The organism is Pelovirga sp. C15f (assembly GCF_057178085.1).
Map to the genome: position 1 here is coordinate 122,510 of NZ_JBXUCV010000003.1, position 22,305 is coordinate 144,814.

Genomic DNA, 22,305 nt, shown 5'->3' on the forward strand with positions numbered 1-22,305 from the left:
TCTGGCATGGTCGTTGCTCTTATTTCAACGAGAGGTGTATCCCATGAAAAATGTACTTATTGCCGACGATGAAAAACCGTTCCTGCTCAGTCTCAAAGACGGTCTTAAGGAACACGCCGACAGTTTTACCGTGCTGACCGCTGAAAACGGTGCCGCCGCCGTATCTATCCTCCAACAAGAGTCCATCGATCTGCTGGTTACCGACTTGAAAATGCCGACAATGGATGGTTTTGAGCTGCTCGCCCATCTGTCGCGACATCATCCGGCTGTGCCGGTCATTGTGATGACGGCTTTTGGTACCCAGGAAATAGAAGAGCGATTGAACCGTTTTGACAATTTTCACTATATCGAAAAGCCTCTTGATATTGAACATCTTGCCAATGCCATCTACAAGGCGCTGGGCGATGCTTCGCGCAGTTTTATCCGTGGGATCAACCTGGCGACATTTCTGCAGTTGATACAGATGGAGGGAAAAACATGCACGTTGAAAATCACATCGACTCAAGGAAGTGGCCTGCTGCATATCAAAAAAGGGCAACTCTACGCTGCAGAGACCAAAACAACCAAAGGTGAAAAAGCAGCCCACGAGATAGTTTGTTGGGCAAATCCGGAAATTGAAATGGAGCCTGTATGCCGTCCAAAAGAACGTGACATCAATACCTCCATCGAATTTATTCTGCTCGAGGCTTTTCGTATCGAAGACGAGCGGCGAGAAACGCAAAGGCATGACCATCCACCGGAACTGCAGGAACTTTCTGATGCTGCATTCAGTCAGACACAAAAGGAGAATTCGCTTATGGATCACTCCCGCCAATCTGCCGGGGCACCCCTTAAACAGCCTGGCAGCGGTCATCTAAAGCTGCGTGATTTTATCCGGAAGCTGGCAGCAGTTAAGGCTTACGCTTTGTTCGATGAACGTGACCATCTGCTTGAGAGTTCTGACCAGGAAGGCAGTTTTGACGGACTGGTTCCATCTCTTTACCTGCTTCCCGGCCAGGGTATTGGCGCGATCCTCGGGAGGCCCCTGGGTTTTTTAGAGCTAAAACCCGACCAGGGATTGCGCCGCGTTCTTTTCAGGATTTCCAAATTTCAGGTAGCAGTGACGTTGGCAAACGGAGCACGCCTTGATCAGTTTATGGCCCGCTTTGTGCCGGCGCAAAAAAAATAACCCGTTTTACCTATTGGTAAGGATGCTGTTATGGCGATGCAGGCAATAATCAATGAACTCAGGCAGATGCCGGATGTGCACGGCGGCTTCTTTTTTCATCGTAAAAACGGTTTGCGGTATAAAGATGTGCCTTCTTTATCTGAGGACTCGGGGCTTAGCGACATCGGGCGACAGTTCACCAAGATCTATGCCGCACGGCGGCTCAACTTCCCCGATGTCCAGGATATTAATCTCTATTTTTCCGGATCAGCACTGCTTTCACGGGCCATTGATGAGCAGTTTTTTCTGGTACTGCTGTGCGATCAACATGTCAACAGCAGCTCTGTGTCGGTGTCGCTGCAACTGGCCTTCGAAGAACATCGGAATGAGTTGACGATGGCTGCACAAGGGCCTGTAGCCGATGACACGAGTGAACTCAAGGGGCAGCCGCTCAGTCCGCAGCAGGCCCTTGAGGGCCCCCTTAAACAACCTCTGGAGGAGATTCAGCGCACACTGGTTGATCTGATGGGACCCATGGCTGAATTCGTCTATGAAGAAAACCTTGAAAAATGGATGGCTGCGGGCCGGATCGGGATAGATCAACTTCCTGCGTTTGTCGAGCTGATCGCCGCTGAAATGCCGGATGCTAAAAAGGCCATGGCTTTTAAAGATCGTTGTCGCCAGTTGATGTGAGGATTGTCTAAATTCTGCCAACATGCCCACGCCGGGTAAGGAGAACACCATGGAAGAAAAAAAATCCATCTTTAATCTTTTCACCAAAATACTTCTAGCCATGCTGACGGTGTCGATTGTTCCGGTCCTGGGGGTCTGGTTCTTCAATTACCAGTCGGCTACCGATAACAGCAGCAGGCAGGTCGAGGAACGGCTGTCGACTTATGCCCTGAACCTGTCCCGCGAGGTTGATGGCTGGCTCGATACGAACCGTCGGATGTTGACACAAAATGCAGCCCTTAGTGACATCAGAAATATGAGCAATCTTCAGCAGGACCCTGTTCTTAAATCAATAACCGGAGTCTACGGCTGGACCTATCTGGCCTTTACGGTTGCTCCGGATGGCACCAACATTGGTCGCAGTGACGGTAATCCGACCACCTTTTACGGTGATCGCGATTATTTTCAGCAGGTGATAAAAGGCCAGCCTTTTGGAAAACAGGTGCTTATTGGTCGTACTTCCAATCGCCCGGCGCTGATTCTCTCTACCGCTATTCGCTCGGATAATCAGCAGCTCAGGGGGGTTCTGGCAATTGCGATGCATCTTGATGATATTTCACGGAGTGTTGCTAATGCCCGTATCGGTACTTCCGGCTTCGCCTTTTTGCTTGATGAGGTCGGTCAGGTCATTGCTCACCCGTCAGACGAGTTCACCAGTACGCGTAAAGATCTCAGTTCCCACCCGGCTTTTCAGGCCACCGAACGGAGCGCCGGCAGTGTGATTTTTGAAAATGAGCGTGGAGAAAAAACCATCGCATTCACCCAGCGTACCGCAGATGGTTGGGTGGTTGTCGCCCAGCAGCCCTATGCTGAAGCCTATGCAGCGCTATCGGATTTGAATCGCAATTCTTTTGTGTTGTTGCTGGTAGCGGTTGTTATGGGGTTTATTGCTGCCTTATTGTTTTCGCGGCAACTTTCTCTGCCCATCCGCCAGCTGACGGGTGTTGCTGATAGTTTGAGTCGGGGGCAAATGGGTGTTACCGTTTCCGGTGTCGGTCGTGGAGATGAAATCGGTGCCCTTGCTCGTGCCATTGATCGCCTCGGAACCAGCATCAAGTATGCCATGGAGCGCGCCCGTAAGGCCAAACAGGGGAACTCTTGACAGAAATCATCCAGGAAGCCGGTTTTTCAGGATTGGCAGTAATGACTATTTTCGCCGGCACCACCAGTCGTAGGCCCCGCTCACGCACAGCAGCAGCAGGATGATGCCACTGAGCGGGATGATCAGCAGGTACCAGGAGCCGAGCCAGGGTTCGAAGATGCGTCCATTGTGAAACTCGAACAGGTAATGCCACATTGACATCGGCGCTGCCGCAGCCATTTCAGCGGACATGACAGGTAATGATGGCTGCTCTGCCGTCATCGGCAGCATGCCGTCATGATAGTCAAAACGCACATAAGGGTAGCCACCTGCCATTACCACACCACTGACCAGGTCATTGCTCTGGTAGGGGTTGCTTTCCTGTAGCCCGGGCCGCCGCAGCCGCCAGATCCGCCCCTGATGCTCCTCGACAACAAAGAGCCCGCTGAACGAGCCGATCAAGAGCTGGCCATCCGTCATCCCCTCCAGCACCGTTACTCCCATGCCGTGGATAGGAACGGGCAGGTTGAGCGGGCGAAATTCCCCTTGCAGGTCGGCCGCGCCGCGCCACAATCCGTTCTGGGTTGAAATGATGATGGTACCGCCACTGCCGGCAGTGGCGGACTGAATCTTGCCACCGAAGCCGCTGGAGCGGGGTGAAAAATGCAGCAGGGGGTTGTCGGCGTCGAGACTGTGGTTAACTGTTGCCAGCAGCAAAGGCGGCCGCAGAAAAACCCCCGACCCGGCCAGAATCATCAGGATGATAAAAATCCAGATTCCCAGCTTGAGATGATATTTCCAGCACCAGCGAAAGAAGATGCCGGGCGGTTGACGTAAGGTTGAAAACTTGCGATTGCGCCAGGGCACAAACCAGATAATCAGACCACTGGCGCCAAGAACCACTAGAAAAATGCCGCTGATATCGAGAATGATTTTTCCCGGCGTACCGAGAATGGCTCCGTTGTGGATATCGTGCAGTACGCGGAATAAGGGCACCCTGGCGGCCGAATCCTGCTCGCCAACGGCAAGTTCTGCCGGAGTAAAGTTCAGGGTTGAGGCATTTGCCTGCCAGGCGGTGAATTCGGAAAAGGCGATAATTCGACCATCTGTTTCAACCAGTGCTACCATGCGTGGAGATGATGGGGCTCCCGGCAGGGAGATTTTCGACCAGGGATTGTTCCCCTGCTTCTGATAGAGTCCACTGCGGGTGGCCGCCAGGAGACTAGGATCAGCGGAGTCTTCATTCAGAATCAGTAGATCGACGCTGTCGCGGTCATAGGCTGATGTCGGAAATCCCTCCTCCAGAAGTGAGAAGTTGCGACCCTGATCATCGCTGCGGGCAATTCCCGATTTTCCCGCCAGATACCAGGTGCCGTCGGCGGTGATGCTGCCGCCACGAACCAGCATCCGGTTCCAGTTTTTGTAATTGTAGTCATCAGGGATGATGGACGGCGGCGTATCGATGGAACGGATCCACTCGGGATGATTAAGCAGCAGTCCTGATGCCCCCATGGCAAGCAGATACAGACCCAGGACCAGACCCGGATATTTGTGCATTGTGCTGGAAATACGAAAGCTTAAGCGGCGGGTTGCCATAGACCTTATCCTCAGCCGTTTGATGTGATATTTTTTAATAACGCGGCCATGCCGACGGGTACGAGGTAAATATTCATTTTCAGTCATCCTGATTAGCAGCGAAAAGGTACCCCAGACTGCGGCATCAACATTTGATCAAGATCAATTTTGTCAATTTATTCCCCGCCAGAGCGAGATTATGAACAACTTTTTTCAACATTTCCCCGCAACAGGTGCCATCTGTGCGCACCGGGGTGCGCGTTCCATCGCCCCGGAAAATACCATGCTGGCGTTTGAGATGGCTCAGCATTGTGGTGCTCATCTGCTTGAAACCGATGTCCAGATGACCGCCGATGACCAACTGGTGCTCTTTCATGATTGCGGTCTCAGGCGGACCTCGAATATCTCTGATCTCCCCCCTTTTGTCGGAAGAACCCGTAACAGCCTGACCTCGTTTACCTATGAGGAGTTGCAGCTACTCGATGCCGGAACCTGGTTTCTTGACAAAGACCCCTTTTACACTGTTGCCGGTGGTGATATCGAGCTGCCGATGCAACAGCTGATAACATCGGCGCGCATTCCCCTGCTGAGGGATCTGCTGAACTTTTGCCGGGCCCGCAATTTTCCCGTCAATCTGGAAATTAAGGGTAAGCTGCCAATGAAGAAGATGCAGCGACGAATAGAGGTATTGCTGGATTTGCTGGTTGCGATGGATTGCCGGGATCTGATATTAGTTTCTTCTTTTGATCATGATCAGCTACGATGGATCAAGCAGATGTGTCCGCACCTGCCGACCGCAGCCTTGACAGAGTTTCGTCACCCCGAAAGCCTGCTCGATTATCTTCAGGATCTGCAGGTAGACGCTTATCATCCGGCGGAATACATGGTTGATGCCGAGCTGGTTTCCCTGTTGGATCGTCACGGTATCAGGCTTAACACCTGGACGGTCAACGATCAACAGCGCTTTGCTCAGCTCGCGCAGATGGGGGTGACCTTTGTCTGTAGTGACTGGCCACAGCGTATGGTTGCACAGGAACAAACAAGATGTTGACAGATGCCCCACCGGATCATTATTTTATGCAGGCGGCGCTGGCTGAAGCCTCCATTGCTGACAATCTCGGTGAGGTGCCGGTCGGTGCGGTTCTGGTTCATGACGGCAGAATCATCGGTCGTGGTCATAACCTGCGCGAAAGCAGCAATGATCCGACCTCCCATGCCGAAATGATTGCCATCCGCCAGGCCGCGATGGATTTGGATTCCTGGCGTCTGCTCGATTGCACCCTGTACGTGACCCTGGAGCCTTGCGTCATGTGCATGGGAGCGATTATTCTGGCGCGCATTCCGCGTCTGGTGTACGGTTGTCGCGATCCCCGCGTCGGCGCGGCAGGTTCCATCTATAACTTCGCTGAGGATGAGCGGTTCAATCATAAGGTTGATGTAACCGAAGGGGTATTGCAGCAAGAGTGCAGTCAGCAATTGAGTAATTTTTTCCGCAGGCTCAGGCAGCAAAAGAAGGAACACAAGCTCAACAAATAGTGACACTCACGGAGGGGTGTCCGAGAGGTCGAAGGTGACAGACTCGAAATCTGTTGTAGCGCAAGCTACCGTGGGTTCGAATCCCACCCCCTCCGCCAGTAAAAACAAAGGGCCCAGCCAATTATGGCTGGGCCCTTTGTTTTGCGTTTTTCTACTTTCTCATAATGCGGGTTCTACCCTGAATTTATGGACACTTCAAAAAAGCCTATAGTGGCGCAAAGGAGTGTTTAAGAAAATCGGGCGCGATTCTGTGCTTAATTGAAAATCAAAATAGCAGTGGGTCGTAGTAACCATTATCATGGAATTTTTTTTAACTTGCTGCTTATCGTATAACCTGAACCGCAAGCTCAACCGAAGAACGCAAAGTGTTCGCTACTATGCAGCCCTTTTCTGCAATAGCGACAAGTTTGGAAAATTCATCGGGGGCAGAACTATCACCAGATATCGAAAGACTAATTGCCACGAATCGGCTTGGCCCTTCATCAGATAGTTGCCCCGTTACATCTGCTTTAACATTGCTAAGGACAATTCCTCTCGCTACTGCAGCAGCCAGCAGATTACTCATAAAGCAGCCTCCGAGGCCAGCGAGAAGAGCTTCTCCTCCCATCATGCCTTTATCGTCTCCTCCCTTTGCTTTCGGGCGGTCCATTGTAAAACTGTGATCACGCGCACAGGCTTTAGATGCTGAGGCATTAATTTGGTTTACCGTTAATGATACTTCAGGCATGTCATGCTCCTATACTAATTAAATGGTTAAACTTCCCAAAGACCCTCCCGACTGGCACCCCTGCTTCGATGCTATATACCTTTTTTGTGTAGTACGTTAGTGACTTGTGAGAAAAGTAAACTTGTAGGAGAGGATAAATCAACTTCGAGAAATTTTATCCTCAAGTTCAACCAGACTGCCAACCGTAATCGTTGGTTCGATTCCCCAAGGATCGAAAACGGCCTCAAGGGATCGGCGAACCCAAGCTGATTTCATGCCTGCGGATATCGCACCGATTACATCAAACGGGTTGCTGGAGATCAACCACGATTCCCCCCCGGTCGCCTGTGACTTCCGAAGAAAGTGACTATAAACAGCCGGATTCGGCTTGAATGACTTGATGTCATCGACACTGACAACACCAAGGAACAACTCGCGGATACCCGCGTTGTTAAGCAGTATTTCCAGGGCATCAACCGTGCCATTGGAAAAAGCGAAGAGGCGATGTCCTGCGTCTTTCAATCGGGCCAGCCCTTCTTTGGCGTCATCAAAAGCCGGCAGGACACGATAGATGGCCAATAATTCCTTTTTCTGTTCAGCGCTCAGAGCGGATCCATAAGAGATGCAGGTGTAATCAAGGGCCTGGCTGGTGCAGACGGCAAAAGTTTCGTAATTCTGCATCAGCCCTTTGCGAAACGAATACTCTAGCTGCTTGTCACGCCAAGTCCTCGAAAAAGCATTGGCTTTGTCGCCGACCAGTTCTTTCAGTAATGTCAAGACACCGTGCGTATCAATAAGTGTCCCGTACACATCAAATGCCAGAGTTGTCACCGTTGTGATCTCCTTGTAATTGTAATGATAGAATATGCTCTTTAATTCACCGAAGTTTAACACAAAGAAGTGTTTATTATAAATCTCGGACCGGGGTGCTGTCAGGGGCCCCGGTTTTATAAAAGAAAGTTATCGATCCTGCCTATCGGCTCCTAGCTAAAAGTGTGCCGTCATCACGGTGCGCAGGGTTCTGGATGAAGTGAGGGTCAAAGGCGGATCTGTCCTTAATTCAGGTTATTCTTATTTCCACAAAAAAGCAGTTGAGATAAGCTGACGGCTGCAGGCCAAATTCGCGCAGAAGGCGTCCAACTATCCTGCAGGAGCAAAAGGTTGTTCTGATGCCCGTCCTGTAGCTGGATTGTTGGTTTTTCGTTATTAGCATCCTGGAAGGTTGTCCCAGATGATGGCAGACATATTTACCCTGCTACAGCAAGTGTCCTTGTTTCTTCTGGTTGCTTATCTGTTCAGTAAATCATCGGCATTCAAATCGTTGGCCGGAAGCACTCTGCTGGTTAATCATAAACTGATTTTGTTCGTGATTTTTTGCGCATTTTCCATCACTGGTACCTATATCGGCTTGCCATTAGAGAGCAAGCTGCTGAATATCAGTGTTATCGGCATCGTGATTGCTGGATTGGCCGGAGGACTCTGTCCCGGGCTCGGCGTCGGTGCTGTCACTGGCCTGTATCAGTTGATGACTGATCAATCAGTTGAGGCTGCTATGGTTTATGGACTCGTCGCGGTTATTCAAGGTGGCCTGGCGGGGGGAATTCATTTGTACTTAAATCAGCGTAACCAGTCAGATCAGTTGTTCAGTCCGGCGGTCACCCTGGTTGTCGTGCTCTGTTGTGAATTGCTTGGGTTGTCCATCTTTTCGCTGGCATCGGGCTCTATTGATGCAATCTGGTTCTCTATCAGTATTGATATGTTGCCGATGGTGGTGATCAACTGCCTGGGGGCGACCCTGTTCATGACTATGATGCGTGATCAGAAGATCATGCAGGATAAGGTCGGCGTGATCTTTTCCGCAAAGGCTCTGAATATAGCCGAGCGCAGTCTTGGGATTCTAAGTCAGGGTTTCAATGCCGAGACGGCGCAAAAATTGGCGAAAATCATATACGATGAGACCGGAGTCGGGGCGGTCGGGATCAGCGATTGCGAAAAGATTCTGGCTTTTATTGGAATTGGTGATGATCATCATTTGACCGGTTTGCGGATTGCATCTCCTCTAACCCAGGAGTCGATTCGGGAAAACAAAGTCCTTTACGCTGATGGCATCAAGGAACATTTCACCTGTGCCCTGTCGTCCAGCTGCCCGCTGGGCTCCGCCCTGGTGGTGCCGCTGCGGGTTGATAATGAGGTGGTTGGTACGATCAAGCTGTATGAACCAAAGAATAAACTGTTTTTAAGTTTGAACAAGACCTTGGGAGAGGGGATTGCCAAGTTACTTTCCGAGCAGTTATTGCGTGATCGCTACGAAAACCAGAAAAATCTGCTGGTGAAATCGGAACTAAAGTTGATTCAGGCGCAAGTCAATCCGCATTTTCTCTTTAACGCCCTGAACACGATTGTTGCCGTTGTCCGCAAAGATCCTGACCAGGCGCGTAATCTGCTCCTGCACTTGTCCAACTACTTTCGCAAAAACCTTAAACGATCCGGGGATCTGGCAACGCTTGAGGAAGAGCTTGATCACGTCAACTCCTATCTATACATCCAGAAAGTTCGCTTCGGTGAAAAATTGCAGGTCATACAGGATATCGACAGTCAGTTACTTAAAACAAGAGTGCCCACTTTCACCTTGCAACCGATAGTAGAAAATGCTGTCAAGCATGGAATTTCAAATATGCTGGAGAATGGTGTGGTGAAAATCTCCGCTCGTTGTGAACAGGATAAAATGTTGATTGAAGTGACGGATGATGCCGGAGCCTATTGCGATAAGCTACATGGCGACGGTTTGGGAATGAATATTGTCGAAAAACGTATTCAGAATCTCTACGGACAGCAATACGGGACGAAGATTTTCTGCACACCTGGTGAACTAACCAAAGTAACCCTGATTCTCCCCTGTAAACAGGAGAAGCCCTGATGATAAAAATATTGATAGTCGACGATGAATTTCACGCCCGCGACGAGCTGTCAGTGCTACTTCAGGAACTGGGCGAAGTCGAGATTATCGGCAGCTGCGCCAATGCCATGGATGCAATTAAAGTGATCAACCATGAGCACCCTGATGTGGTTTTTCTTGATATCAAGATGCCGGTTCTTGATGGCTTTGACCTGCTCGGGATGGTCGACGACGAGGTGATGCCTTATGTCGTATTTGTCACTGCTTTTGACGAGTTTGCCTTGAAGGCCTTTGAGGAAAAAACCCTCGATTATTTGTTGAAGCCGGTCGATCCGGAGCGTTTGGCCAAAACGATGGTCAAGGTTCGAGCTGCGGTGGCCAGTCAAAGTCACCCCGATTACGATATCGCACCACTAAACCGTATACCTTGTGTCAGTGGGCACAAAATTAAACTGATCGATCCTGTCGCCGTTGAATATGTCCATTCCGACATCAGCGGTGTGCGTGTCTTCTCTGCGGATGGCGGTTTTTACACCGAGTTGACGTTGAAGCTGCTGGAAAAGCGGGCCGGCTACTTGCGTTGTCACAAGCAGTATCTGGTTAACATTGATGCGGTTGATGAGATTATCACTCTGGAAAACGGCCAGGCTGAAATCGTCACCAGAAGTGGGCATAAGTTACCGGCCAGCCGCCGTTATTTACGCAAAGTCAAAGAAGTTTTCGGATTATAAGAGCGGGCGGCATTTCTGTGTTCTTCCGCTTAGGGCTGATTTTTGACCGTTAACCTCCCCCATCCTGCCTTTTACCTGTAATCACCTTTCCCCTGTTTCTGCTCTGGCCTATGCTGTTTTTAACGACGGGATGCCCCCGCAAAAAAAAAAGACAAAAAGGAGATTTGAAAATGGGTGAAGCTGCATTGTCCTATTGGTTGGAAGAGTTTATTAATCCCTCCCCTCAGCCCTGTGATGCTGATCTGGAGTATACGGCTGTTCCTGCCGGTGAAAGCGATGATGATTGGAAATACGGCTCTGATTAAGTGTGGGATCTGCCGATTGTCCGGACTGAAACAATAGCCAAACGCCTTTGCCGTGTCTGGCTATTGTTTTTTTGGGCGTCACGAAATTTATTGAACGGAGAAACAGCATGTCAGTCAGAATCATTATTGTTCGTCATGTCCCCGAAGATACGCAGAAGGCTCAGACATTGAAGCCGCTGTTGCTGGAAATGCGGGCTCTGGCCAATGTCCAGCCTGGCTATGTGTCAGGAGAAACCCTGGTCAATTATGACGATCCAAGTGAATACGTGGTGCTCAGTACCTGGCAGACGTTGAAACACTGGAACATCTGGTTGAACAACGACCGGCGTAAAGAGTTGCAGGCCAAGGTGGATGCCTGTCTTGGTACGGAAACGCTCTATTCGGTCTATTACAACGGCTGATACTTCTGGGGGTGATCAAAGGATGAGGCGATGATGGAAGAAAAAATAAATACCCTTCTCGACAAGCGCCGCAAGGCACTCGAAGGCGGCGGCATTGATAAAATCAACAGACGCCATGAGAAAGGTCTGTTGACCGCGCGGGAACGTATTGACCTGTTGGTCGACGAGGGGAGTTTCGAAGAGTTTGATATGTTTAAAACCCATCGCTGTCACCACTTTGGCATGGAGAAAAGTGCACCTCTCGGCGATGGTGTTGTCACCGGTTATGGAACCATCGAAGGGCGTCTGTTCTATCTGTTCTCGATGGATTTCACCGTACTTGGTGGAGCCCTGTCGGAAACCTTTGCTGAAAAAATCTGCAAGGTCATGGACATGGCAATCAAGAACGGTGCCCCACTGATCGGCCTGAACGACTCAGGCGGTGCCCGAATACAGGAGGGGATCGAAAGCCTGGCCGGCTATTCAGACATATTCCTGCGCAATGTCATGAGTTCCGGAGTTGTTCCCCAGCTTTCCGGTATCTTTGGCCCCTGTGCCGGTGGTGCAGTCTACTCGCCGGCCCTGACCGACTTTACCGTTATGGTCCGAAATAACAGCTATATGTTCCTGACCGGGCCAAAAGTTGTTAAAGCCGTTACTCACGAAGATGTTGATGTCGAGACTCTGGGGGGTGCCGATGTTCACACCACCCGCAGCGGTGTGGCGCATTTTGCTGCTGACAGTGAAGAACTGGCCATCGGATTTCTGCGTGAGTTGTTCTCCTATATCCCGCAGAACAACATGGAATCACCTCCTCGCAAAGATACTACCGATCCGGTCAACCGTGAAGAGCAGGGCCTGTGCCTGATGATCCCGGAAAATCCTAACCAGCCTTACGATATTAAACAGCTGATCGCAGCGACGGTGGACGACGGTCGATTTTTAGAAACTCAGCCTGAATTCGCTCCTAACCTGATAACCGCCTTTGCCCGCTACGGTGGACAAAGCGTGGGCATTGTCGCCAATCAGCCGATGAATCTGGCAGGTGTGCTTGATAACAATGCCTCGATTAAAGGGGCCCGTTTTGTTCGCTTTTGTGATGCGTTCAATATTCCGCTGGTGACTTTTGTCGATGTTCCCGGGTTTCTTCCCGGAACGGCCCAGGAGTACGGCGGTATCATCCGCAACGGTGCCAAACTGCTCTATGCTTATGCCGAGGCAACCGTGCCGAAGATAACTGTGACCGTAAGAAAGTCTTACGGTGGTGCCTATTGTGTGATGAGTTCCAAGCACCTGCGCGGCGACATCAACTACGCCTGGCCGACCGCTGAAATTGCTGTCATGGGTGCTAGAGGGGCAGCGGAAATTTTGTTCGCCCGCGAGGTTAAGAACAATCCAGAACATGCCCAGGAGATTATGAAAAAAGGAACTGCAGAGTACTCGGACAAATTTGCCAATCCTTACGAAGCTGCCGGGCGTGGCTATATTGATGCGGTTATTCTGCCACAGCGGACGCGTTTCAGAATCTGTAACGCTCTGGTGATGCTGGAAGGCAAACAGGACAGTAATCCACGAAAAAAACATGGCAACATCCCGCTTTAGTAACTATGTCGTTTGTAGGAACGGATTGAATCATGGAACCAGGATTTCATAACATTCTTAATGGCCATGGAATCGGCATTATGTTTACCGGAATGCTGATAGTTTTCTCCGGTTTGCTGCTTCTGAGCGGCTTTATTATCGTTCTGTCTAAGGTTGTCGACCAGAAAAAAAAGATCAAGCCCGGTCCGGACCCAATATTTGCAGCAACTGAAGAAGCGGAACCCACTCCGGACGAGTTGATTGCCTTGATCTCCCTGATTATGTATCTGGAAACCGAGCGTAGTCTGGGTGAATCGACTCAGTTGACCATCCCCCGGCAGAGCCGGCAGGGTTCGATCTGGGCGTCTGCCGGAAAAATGCGATCGCTGTCCGAAGGAGGATCCCATGCGTAAGTACCAGCTGAAATTGAATGACAAAGAATTTGAAGTTCAGCTGAATAACCTAAGTGCTGATGAAGCTCAACTGGAGATTAACGGCAAGAGCTACGTTGTCTCCATCTCTTCGGTTTCGGAAGTTCTGCCGGAGGGAACTCCGGCTGGAATAATACCGGTTGCCACCGTTGTCAACAAACCAATATCCAGACCGGTGAGTGCCGATGACGGTACCGTGCTTGCGCCGATTCCAGGAGCGATCCTGCAGGTCCATGTCAAGGTCGGTGAAAAGATCAAGGTCGGACAGGCGCTTTTTAAAATGGAAGCGATGAAGATGGAAAACGAGATCAACGCCCGACTTGACGGCACTGTCATGGAAATCAACATAAAATCTGGTGACACGGTCAATCAAGGTGATGTGCTCATGCTCATCGAATAGGTTGGAATGATTCCGGGCCGACCAGACTTTTTTTAGAATAATAGAGAGTTTTACATGGACATGTTGATCAGTTTTATTTCGACTACCGGATTTGTCGCGATCACCTGGCAGAATATCGTCATGATTCTGTTCGGCTGTCTGTTTGTTTATCTGGCGGTGACGAAAGGGTATGAACCCCTGTTGCTGCTGCCGATTGGTTTTGGACTGATCGTCGGCAACATTCCTCTGCCTCCCGGAATGTCCAGCGGAGAAGAGGGAAGTTTTTTTTATATCATCTATCAGGGTGTCAGTCAGGGGATCTATCCTCCCCTTATTTTTCTTGGCGTCGGGGCTATGACCGACTTCTCTTCCATGCTCAGTAACCCCAGGCTGGTTTTGCTGGGAGCGGCTGCGCAGTTTGGTATCTTCATCACCCTTATTGGTGCCCTGTTCATTGGTTTCGCCCCGGCCCAGGCCGGTGCCATCGCTATCATCGGTGGTGCTGACGGTCCTACGGCGATCTTTCTGGCTTCGAAGCTGGCACCGGAATTACTGGGTTCGATTGCCATTGCTGCCTATTCCTACATGTCACTGGTACCGGTGATTCAGCCGCCGATCATGCGCCTGCTGACATCCAGGGAAGAACGGCGAATCCGGATGGAGGTGTCCCGCCAGGTCAGCAAAAAAGAAAAAATTATTTTTCCGATTGCCGGTTTCCTGATCTGTACCTTGATTGCTCCCGGCTCGATGGTTTTGATTGGCTGCCTGTTCATGGGTAATCTTCTTAAAGAAAGTTTGGTCACCGAGCGTCTGGCAAACACCGCGCGTAACGCTATGATCGATATGCTGACAATATTGCTGGGATTTTCGATCGGTGCCCATACTCTGGCCGAAAATTTTCTGACTTTGCAGTCGATCGGTATTTTTGTTATGGGCGCAACCGCATTTGCCTGCGCGACGGCCGCCGGAATCCTCTTTGCCAAGTTGTTGAACCTGTTTTGCAAGGTCAAAATCAACCCGCTGATTGGTGCCGCCGGCGTGTCGGCAGTGCCTAATGCGGCCAGGGTTGTCAACAAAGTTGGTTTGGAAGAAGACCCGAATAATTACTTGTTGATGTATGCTATGGCCTCCAATGTTGCCGGAGTCGTGGGTTCCGCAATTGCTGCGGGTGTGCTTTTGACGGTACTCCTTCCGTAACGAATAATTCGGCAGCTCAGGGTTGTCGCAGGGCTACCCCTTGGTCTTTAAGTGTCGGCATTATGGGCAAGAGACAGCTCAATTGAAAAATCGTAAAGATATTTATGAAAAGGCACGACAGAAGAATCCCTGTCGTTGGACGCGATGATTTAATCGCGCATTATCCGTAATACCAAAATGGCCCAACCTGATTTTAAATCGTTGGGCCATTTTGCATGTCGTATTGAACACCGCGGGGTTCAGAGCATTCGCAAATGTGGTGATTATTTATTATATAAGGTCAGACCTCTGTGGTTACTTGCAAACCTAGGCCGATCATCACCGTTCCGGTGACGCCATCAAATAGCTGACTGACTCTAGGCCGCTGTAACCAGGTTTTGAGTTGTTTGACCATCAGAGCCAGCAAGCACTGCCAGATCATGGCGATGATGAAATGCAGTCCGGCAAGAAATAGCGACTGCATGAGTGCTGATCTGACCGGATTGATGAACTGCGGCAAAAAAGCCATATAGAAAATCGCAGTCTTGGGGTTGAGTACGTTGGAGAGAAAGCCCTCGCGCAAGGACCGGATGACGCGAAAAGTTCCCATCACGGGCACACCGTTAACGAGCTGGAATGACTCATGTCGGAGAACCTTGCGCCAACTACTGAGCCCCAGCCAGATCAGGTAACAGGCTCCTGCCAGTTTCAGAGCGCTGAACGCCCAGGCAGCCTGTAGCATGATCATCGAGATTCCCACCGCAGAGATTACTGCATGAATAAAGAGGCCAGAGCAGATGCCAAGACTGGTAGCCGCACCGTCGTACCAGCCGCTGCGGGCGGTGTTGCGGATGACCAGCATGGTGTCGACCCCCGGCGTGATAGTCAGCAGGGTGATGGCGATCAGGTAAGTCGTGAGAGAGGCGATTTCCATATTCTCAGTCAAATTATAAAGGTGAAAAGTAGAATTGTTATCCAGAACTTTGATAACTGCCCTTAGCCTGGTGACCAGTGCCATTTGGTGTTCAACAATCAGGGTAAAGACTACAGTCAACAGAAGAAATGTTGATCAGTATCTGAACGTTTCCAGTCGCACACTGGGTAACGAGCTCTGGGTTCCGGTCAGGTATTCGTCAACACAGCGGGCAACTTCACGCCCCTCGCTGATCGCCCAGACCACCAAACTCTGTCCTCGACGGCAATCACCAGCAGCAAACACACCGTCGACCGAGCTCATACGTGTTTTTGGATCGGTTTTGATGTTAGAGCGTTGATCCGTTTCACAGCCGCTTTGCTCCAGCATTGCCGAACGAGGTCCGAGAAAGCCCATCGCCAGCAGAACCAGATCACACCTCCAGATTTTTTCACTTCCCTCGATCTTCTCTGGTCGACCGTTCGACCAATCGACCTTGACGGTTTCCAACCCGGTCACCTTGCGGCCACTGCCGATAAAACGGGTTGTCATGAGTTCATAGTGAACATCTCCACCGAGAACTTGCATCTCCTCAACCGAGGAACTGATGCGTTGAATACGTGACCACTGCGGCCAGGGGTTAGATTCAGCACGCTCTGCCGGCGGTTGACCTAACAACTCAAAGTTAACCACGCTGGTTGCGCCCTGACGCATGGAGGTGCCGATACAGTCAGACCCCGTATCGCCGCCACCAATAACAATAACCTTCTTGCCCTTGGCGCTGATTACCTGTTGTTTGGGATGCAGGGCGGCGATATCACTATCGCCCCAGTTGGCGCGATTCTGTTGCGGCAAAAAATCCATCGCAAAGTGGATTCCATCCAGATCGCGGCCCTCCACAGGAAGATCTCGCGGTTCTTCGGCACCGCTCGCAATCACGACCGCGTCGTAATCAGACTTGATTTCGTCGAAGGTCACATCCTTGCCAACTTCACAGCAGTAACGGAATTCAATTCCTTCGGCTTCAAGTAGATCGATACGGCGTTGAACTTTTTCTTTGCGGAGTTTGTAGTGTGGAATTCCGTACATCAGTAGACCGCCCGCGCGGTCGGTCTTTTCAAAGACGGTCACCCGGTGGCCGGCCCGGTTAAGCTGCTGGGCGCAGGCCAGCCCGGCCGGGCCGCTGCCAACGATGGCGACGGTTTTATCACTGCGGTGAACCGGCGGCCGGGGAACGATCCAGCCTTCCTCGAATCCCTTGTCGACAATAGAGACTTCGTGCAGCTTGATCGTCACTGCCGGTTCGTTGATTCCCAGAACACAGGACGTTTCGCAGGGGGCGGGGCAAACCCGACCGGTAAATTCTGGAAAGTTGTTGGTTGCGTGGAGGGCTTTCAGCGCCTGTTTCCACTGACTGCGATAAACCAGATCATTCCACTCAGGGATCAGGTTGCCGAGCGGGCAGCCGGACATGCAGAAAGGCACACCGCAATCCATGCAACGACTTGCCTGGGTTTTGACCTTCTCTTCACTGGGATAATCGTAGTGTTCGTCGTGATGCTGAAGACGCTCATTGACAGCTCGAATGGTGGCGTCACGTCGTCCATGTTTGATAAAACCGCGTGGATCACCCATGAGCGGCCTCCTTCTCATTGTCGGCTCTGGTTGCGCGCTCATTCAGTACTCGGCGATATTCGTGAGGGAATACACGGACAAAGCGTGACAGTTGCCGATCCCAGTCGGCGAGAATTTTAGCTGCGCGAAACGAGCCGGTTTCTTCGTGGTGGGTTGTAATGATTTCCTTGAGCCACTGCGCATCCTCATCCTCAGCAGCCATCTGCTCAAGATCGACCATTGCCAGGTTACAGCGGCGGCGGAAGCGGTTATCATCGTCGAGCACATAGGCAAAACCGCCCGACATGCCGGCCGCAAAGTTACGCCCTGTGCGGCCAAGGCAGACCATGCGGCCACCGGTCATATATTCGCAGCCATGATCACCGGTTCCTTCAACGACGGCTGTCACACCGGAGTTCCGCACACAGAAGCGTTCGCCGGCCTTGCCGGCAAAAAAGGCCTCACCGCCGGTTGCACCATAGAGAACGGTGTTGCCGACGATCGAGTTCTCATGCCAGACAAATGGGGCTTTGCTATCTGGATTGATGACGATGCGACCACCGGCCATGCCTTTGCCGACATAATCGTTCGCTTCACCGGATAGATGCAGATAGATACCGGGGGCCAGAAAAGCACCGAAACTCTGCCCGGCGATGCCCGACAGCTTGATATTGATGGTGCCGGCGGGCAGACCGTCGCGACCGTGACGCATGGCGATCTCACCGGAAAGCATGGTGCCGAAGGTTCGATTGGAGTTGCGGATCGGTAACTCGACATGGACCTTTTCCCGGCGCTCCAGGGCCGGTGTAGCAAGCTTGATCAACTCGTTGTCCAACTGCTTTTCGAGACCATGGTCCTGGCCCTGAATACGTCGAGTGGCAATGTCGGCACCGACTTGAGGTTTGGCCAGAATATTTGAAAAGTCCAGCCCCTGATTTTTCCAGTGTTTAATCGCATTATCCATCTCTAGATACTGGGTCTGGCCGATCAGTTCATCAAGGCTGCGAACACCCAGATCGGCCATAAGTTCACGGACCTCCTCAGCGAGGAAGGTGAAATAATTAACCACATGCTCCGGTTTGCCGGCAAATTTTCCGCGCAGGGCTTCGTCCTGGGTGGCGACACCGACCGGGCAGGTATTAAGGTGACATTTGCGCATCATGATGCAGCCGACGGTGACCAGCGCCACGGTGGCGAAGGCATATTCTTCAGCGCCGAGCATGGCGGCGATGATGACATCGCGGCCGGTACGCAGTTGTCCGTCTGTCTGAACGATAATCCGTCCGCGCAGATCGTTAAGTACCAATGTTTGTTGGGTTTCGGCCAGCCCGATTTCCCAGGGGATGCCGGCATGCTTGATCGATGATGACGGTGATGCCCCGGTCCCACCGTCGTAGCCGGCAATGATAACGCGCTCAGCGTGGCCCTTGCTAACCCCGGCCGCAACGGTTCCGACGCCAACTTCACTCACCAGTTTGACGGTAATATCGGCTTTCGGGTTGCAGTTTTTCAGGTCGAAGATCAGCTGGGCAATATCTTCAATCGAGTAGATGTCATGGTGCGGTGGAGGCGAGATCAAGGTGACTCCAGGAACGCTGTAGCGTAGTTCTCCGATGTAGTCACTGACCTTGTGTCCAGGTAGCTGCCCGCCTTCTCCAGGTTTAGCTCCCTGGGCAATCTTGATTTGCAGTTCATCGGCGTTGACCAGGTAATGTGGTGTCACCCCAAAACGGCCCGAAGCGACCTGTTTGATGGCACTGCGGCGCAGGTCGCCATTTTCATCGGGAGCGTAGCGCCGTGGGTCTTCACCGCCCTCGCCGGTGTTTGACTTACCACCAATCCGGTTCATTGCAATAGCCAGGGTCTCGTGTGCCTCGGTAGAGATTGATCCAAGACTCATTGCGCCGGTACAGAACCGTCTGACGATGGCGCTGACCGGTTCAACCTCTTCCAGCGGAACAGGCTGATTCTGTCGTTTGAATTTGAACAGTCCGCGTAAGGTACAGAGCTGTTCGGTCTGATTGTTGACTTGTTGCGCAAAGCGGTCGTATTCGTCGCGACTTCCGGAGCGTACTGCATGTTGCAGCAAGGCAATGACCTCGGGGTTCATCAAGTGCAGTTCGCCTTCGCGGCGCCATGAATATTCTGACCCGCGCTCCAGATCACGATTGGGGTCTATATGTTCAGTGAAGGCTCGCTGGTGGCGTTGCAGACTTTCGGTCGCGACCTCCAGCAACCCTGCTCCGCCGATGCGGCTGGAAGTGCCGGGGAAGTACTGATCTGTGAAATCCTTATTCAACCCGATGATCTCGAAGATCTGGGCACTGCAGTAACTTTGCAGGGTGCTAATCCCCATCTTGGAGAAGACCTTAAGCAGTCCTTTGCCAATCGCCTTGATATAGTTCTGAATGTACTTGTTGACAATATCGGTATTTTCATCCGCCTGAGTGTTGCCGTCCTGCCCTGGGAGCATTCTCAGATTGACCATGCCATGCAACGTTTGCAGCGCAAGGTAGGGGTTGATCGCCGCCGCTCCGTATCCGACCAGTAGAGCAAAATGATGAACTTCGCGTGCTTCACCGGTTTCGACAATGAGTGAACACTGGCTGCGTTTGCCAACCCGGATCAGGTGATGATGGATACCCGCCAAGGCAAGAAGCGCTGGAATCGGTGCTTTTTCCATGCAGACGCCACGGTCCGACAGCACCAGAATGGTGCGGCCGGCGTCGACCGCAAACTCGGCCTCGATAAATAATTCCTCAAGACGTTTTTCCAGCGCTGCCGGCCCCTGATCTGCCGCAAACAGGGTACTCAGAGTCGTACCACGGAAACCCTGGATGTCACTATGGCGCAACTGTTCCAGCACTTCATCGGTGATAATCGGGTGGTCAAGTTCCAGCATCTGGCAATGTTCCGGGCCGGGCATCAGGATATTGCGGGCTGGTCCGATGTACTGGGTCAGGCTCATGACAATTTCTTCGCGCAGGGGATCAATCGGTGGATTGGTGATCTGCGCAAAGAGCTGTTTAAAGTACCAGTAGAGCAGCTTGCTTTGTTTCGACAAAACGGCAACCGGTGTATCGGTACCCATAGAGCTGACCGGCTCCTGGCCATTGAGAGCCATCGGAGCAATAATCTCCCGCATTTCTTCCAGCGTGTAACCAAAACTCTCTTGAGTTCGGCGCATTTTACTGATACTAGGGACCTTTTGGCTGGCAGGTGCCGGCAGATCCTCTAAGTGGATCAGATACTCGCTTACCCAGGAGGTGTAGGGCTGGGCTGCAGCCAGCTCTCCTTTGATCTGATGATCTTCCTTGAACTCCCCGGTTTCCATGTCAACCAGGATCATCTTGCCCGGAGCCAGCCGTTCCTTCCGCAGAATCTTATCGGGTGGAATGTCAAGAACGCCAGCTTCGGAGGCGTAAATAATCTCGTCATCAGTAGTGATCCAGTAACGGGCCGGACGCAAGCCGTTACGATCAAGAATCGCGACTATCTGTTTGCCGTCGCAGGCGACAATATTGGCCGGCCCATCCCAAGGCTCCATCATGGTGGCATGATATTCAAAAAAGCCTTTAACATCGGGGCGCAGGTGAGCTTTTGAAACCCAGGCCTCGGGAACCATCATCGCTAATGAATGGGCCAGACTTCGTCCGGTAACCACCAGCAATTCAAGGGCATTGTCGAAACAGGCGGTGTCAGAACTGCCTTCAATGATGACAGGGTCAAGGTCAGCAACCGCATCCTCCAACTCAAGGTGCGCAAACAGGGCGGTCCGCGCGCGCATCCGGTTGATGTTGCCGCGCAGGGTATTGATCTCGCCGTTGTGGGCTACATAGCGGAAAGGTTGAGCCAGATCCCAGGTCGGGAAGGTATTGGTGCTGTAGCGCTGATGGACAAAGGCGACCGCGCTGACTAGACGTTCATCGTCCAGTTCGGGAAAAAAGGTATTCAGCTGCTCAGACAACAACATCCCCTTGTAGAGGATGGTGCGGCTGGAAAGCGAGCAGACATAAAACAGCTCTGTGCCGGCCAGTTCGCCGTCACGAATTGCATTTTCGGCGCGTTTGCGTGCCAGAAAGAGCATCAGATCGAGATTTTCAGTCTTAACATCACCCCGGCCGACAAAAATCTGCATGACCACCGGCTCCATCGAACGAGCGCTGCGACCGATGCTGCTGCCATCGGTTTTGATGTCACGCCATCCGAGGAGCTGGCAACCGACGCGGATCAATTCGCTATTCAGCACTTCGATACACATAGCGCGAAATGCATCGTCCTGTGGTAAAAACACCAGGCCGGCGCCGAACTCACCAGCCACCGGCAGCTCGAAATTACAGACGTCACGATAGTAGGCATCGGGCATCTGGATCATCAGACCAGCACCGTCACCATCCAGCGCATCAGCGCCAACGGCGCCCCGATGAGTCAGGTTATAGAGAATTTCAATGCCACGCTTAACGATACTATGACTTTTTTTGCCTTTAATGTTGGCGATGAAACCGACACCGCAATTATCGTGTTCGTTGGCTGGATCGTAAAGGCCCTGTGCGGGCGGCATGCCGATGTGGTTCGTCATAACGGGTCCTGAGTTGTTGGAGAAACTAAAATAAGTGCACGCAAAGAGCAGCCATTGTCAATCTGGCTTCTATTGATTGTGTGCAAAAGATCAGGGATAAAATGCTTGTAAGCGAAACTGAGATGGTCAGCATCTGAAGAAACTTGCCATGGGCGTACGAGTTTCAAAACTTACGTTGAAGTTGCAAGCGGCCCTGTGGTTGCCTTACGAGATCACATCTGCTGCAATCTTAACCACATTTAGTGCGCTCGACATCTCTTATAAAAATAGCTTATTTTTCTTGTGTAAACCAGTCTTTTCCCACTATCAAAATCTAAGACCTATGAAACAGGGGGATGTCATTGATTTTGTTTTATATTATCTTCATATCTAAAATTTAGATGGATGAGATTACTTAAAAAAACTGCATTATCAGGAAAACCCCACCTCGCCCTCCAGAGGGGATCCTCGTGTGTTTAAGTCTGCAAGTTATCGAAGTGAGTTTCCCCTCGGCAGGGTGCTTATTGGCCGGATTGTGAACGGAACAGGGAACTCAAAAAGAAT

The 22,305-nt window shown here is 51.5% G+C and carries 19 protein-coding genes and 1 tRNA gene; 14 read left to right on the forward strand and 6 right to left on the reverse strand.

Features of this window, described 5'->3' with window-relative positions; all coding sequences use genetic code 11:
* Positions 1-43: 43 nt before the first annotated feature.
* From AC1931_RS09650 to AC1931_RS09660, 3 genes are read left to right on the forward strand one after another with little or no spacing between them, the layout of a single operon-like run.
* Positions 44-1,168 carry a DUF4388 domain-containing protein gene (locus tag AC1931_RS09650; RefSeq protein ID WP_483877048.1) on the forward strand — a complete coding sequence of 375 codons (1,125 nt, stop codon included), beginning with the start codon at positions 44-46 and terminating at the stop codon, positions 1,166-1,168.
* A 30-nt stretch (positions 1,169-1,198) separates the two neighbouring features.
* The gene (locus tag AC1931_RS09655) at positions 1,199-1,840 is read left to right on the forward strand and encodes a DUF8082 domain-containing protein (RefSeq protein WP_483877049.1); all 642 of its coding nucleotides are present in this window, start codon (positions 1,199-1,201) and stop codon (positions 1,838-1,840) included.
* Positions 1,841-1,889: 49 nt separating this feature from the next.
* Entirely contained in the window at positions 1,890-2,981 is a 1,092-nt protein-coding gene (locus tag AC1931_RS09660; protein WP_483877050.1) for a cache domain-containing protein, read from the forward strand.
* 45 nt (positions 2,982-3,026) lie between these two features.
* Here AC1931_RS09660 and AC1931_RS09665 read toward each other — a convergent pair whose 3' ends face one another.
* Positions 3,027-4,556, reverse strand: a complete 1,530-nt coding sequence (locus AC1931_RS09665; RefSeq protein ID WP_483877051.1) for a PepSY domain-containing protein — start codon at positions 4,554-4,556, stop codon at positions 3,027-3,029.
* Positions 4,557-4,734: 178 nt separating this feature from the next.
* On the opposite strand from AC1931_RS09665, the gene AC1931_RS09670 reads away from it, so the two are divergent.
* From AC1931_RS09670 to AC1931_RS09680, 3 genes are all read left to right on the forward strand, one after another.
* Positions 4,735-5,586, forward strand: coding sequence for a glycerophosphodiester phosphodiesterase (locus AC1931_RS09670; protein WP_483877052.1), 852 nt, complete (start codon positions 4,735-4,737; stop codon positions 5,584-5,586).
* The gene (gene tadA / locus AC1931_RS09675) at positions 5,580-6,071 is read left to right on the forward strand and encodes a tRNA adenosine(34) deaminase TadA (RefSeq protein WP_483877053.1); all 492 of its coding nucleotides are present in this window, start codon (positions 5,580-5,582) and stop codon (positions 6,069-6,071) included. The genes AC1931_RS09670 and tadA overlap by 7 nt, the downstream gene beginning before the upstream one ends.
* 10 nt (positions 6,072-6,081) lie before the next feature.
* A tRNA-Ser gene (locus AC1931_RS09680) sits at positions 6,082-6,169 on the forward strand.
* 224 nt (positions 6,170-6,393) lie between these two features.
* On the opposite strand, the gene AC1931_RS09685 is transcribed toward AC1931_RS09680, so the two are convergent.
* Entirely contained in the window at positions 6,394-6,798 is a 405-nt protein-coding gene (locus AC1931_RS09685) for an OsmC family protein (protein ID WP_483877054.1), read from the reverse strand.
* 138 nt (positions 6,799-6,936) lie between these two features.
* Entirely contained in the window at positions 6,937-7,608 is a 672-nt protein-coding gene (locus AC1931_RS09690) for a haloacid dehalogenase type II (protein WP_483877055.1), read from the reverse strand.
* A 400-nt stretch (positions 7,609-8,008) separates the two neighbouring features.
* Between AC1931_RS09690 and AC1931_RS09695 the strand changes: the two genes are divergently transcribed.
* The 8 genes from AC1931_RS09695 to AC1931_RS09730 all read left to right on the forward strand — a co-directional run bounded on the left by AC1931_RS09695 (position 8,009) and on the right by AC1931_RS09730 (position 14,677).
* Positions 8,009-9,694 carry a histidine kinase gene (locus AC1931_RS09695; protein WP_483877056.1) on the forward strand — a complete coding sequence of 562 codons (1,686 nt, stop codon included), beginning with the start codon at positions 8,009-8,011 and terminating at the stop codon, positions 9,692-9,694.
* The gene (gene btsR, locus AC1931_RS09700) at positions 9,694-10,404 is read left to right on the forward strand and encodes a two-component system response regulator BtsR (RefSeq protein WP_483877057.1); all 711 of its coding nucleotides are present in this window, start codon (positions 9,694-9,696) and stop codon (positions 10,402-10,404) included. The genes AC1931_RS09695 and btsR overlap by 1 nt, the downstream gene beginning before the upstream one ends.
* 170 nt (positions 10,405-10,574) lie before the next feature.
* Complete coding sequence (locus AC1931_RS09705; protein WP_483877058.1) at positions 10,575-10,709, forward strand: hypothetical protein; 135 nt, start codon at positions 10,575-10,577, stop codon at positions 10,707-10,709.
* Positions 10,710-10,816: 107 nt separating this feature from the next.
* Entirely contained in the window at positions 10,817-11,110 is a 294-nt protein-coding gene (locus AC1931_RS09710) for an antibiotic biosynthesis monooxygenase family protein (RefSeq protein ID WP_483877059.1), read from the forward strand.
* Positions 11,111-11,140: 30 nt separating this feature from the next.
* Entirely contained in the window at positions 11,141-12,691 is a 1,551-nt protein-coding gene (locus tag AC1931_RS09715) for an acyl-CoA carboxylase subunit beta (RefSeq protein ID WP_483877060.1), read from the forward strand.
* Between the two features lie 32 nt (positions 12,692-12,723).
* Positions 12,724-13,083, forward strand: coding sequence for an OadG family protein (locus AC1931_RS09720; protein WP_483877061.1), 360 nt, complete (start codon positions 12,724-12,726; stop codon positions 13,081-13,083).
* On the forward strand, positions 13,076-13,501 hold the full coding sequence (locus AC1931_RS09725) for a biotin/lipoyl-containing protein (RefSeq protein WP_483877062.1): 426 nt from the start codon (positions 13,076-13,078) through the stop codon (positions 13,499-13,501). The genes AC1931_RS09720 and AC1931_RS09725 overlap by 8 nt, the downstream gene beginning before the upstream one ends.
* A gap of 54 nt (positions 13,502-13,555) precedes the next feature.
* Positions 13,556-14,677 (forward strand): sodium ion-translocating decarboxylase subunit beta, encoded by a 1,122-nt coding sequence (locus tag AC1931_RS09730; RefSeq protein ID WP_483877063.1) that lies wholly within the window; start codon positions 13,556-13,558, stop codon positions 14,675-14,677.
* Between the two features lie 280 nt (positions 14,678-14,957).
* Here AC1931_RS09730 and AC1931_RS09735 read toward each other — a convergent pair whose 3' ends face one another.
* The 3 genes from AC1931_RS09735 to gltB are packed head-to-tail and all read right to left on the reverse strand — an operon-like array spanning position 14,958 to position 21,762.
* Positions 14,958-15,674 (reverse strand): LysE family translocator, encoded by a 717-nt coding sequence (locus AC1931_RS09735; protein ID WP_483877064.1) that lies wholly within the window; start codon positions 15,672-15,674, stop codon positions 14,958-14,960.
* A 51-nt stretch (positions 15,675-15,725) separates the two neighbouring features.
* Positions 15,726-17,204 carry a glutamate synthase subunit beta gene (locus AC1931_RS09740; RefSeq protein ID WP_483877065.1) on the reverse strand — a complete coding sequence of 493 codons (1,479 nt, stop codon included), beginning with the start codon at positions 17,202-17,204 and terminating at the stop codon, positions 15,726-15,728.
* Positions 17,197-21,762 carry a glutamate synthase large subunit gene (gene gltB / locus AC1931_RS09745; protein ID WP_483877066.1) on the reverse strand — a complete coding sequence of 1,522 codons (4,566 nt, stop codon included), beginning with the start codon at positions 21,760-21,762 and terminating at the stop codon, positions 17,197-17,199. Before gltB ends, AC1931_RS09740 begins: the two co-directional genes overlap by 8 nt.
* Positions 21,763-22,305: the final 543 nt, after the last annotated feature.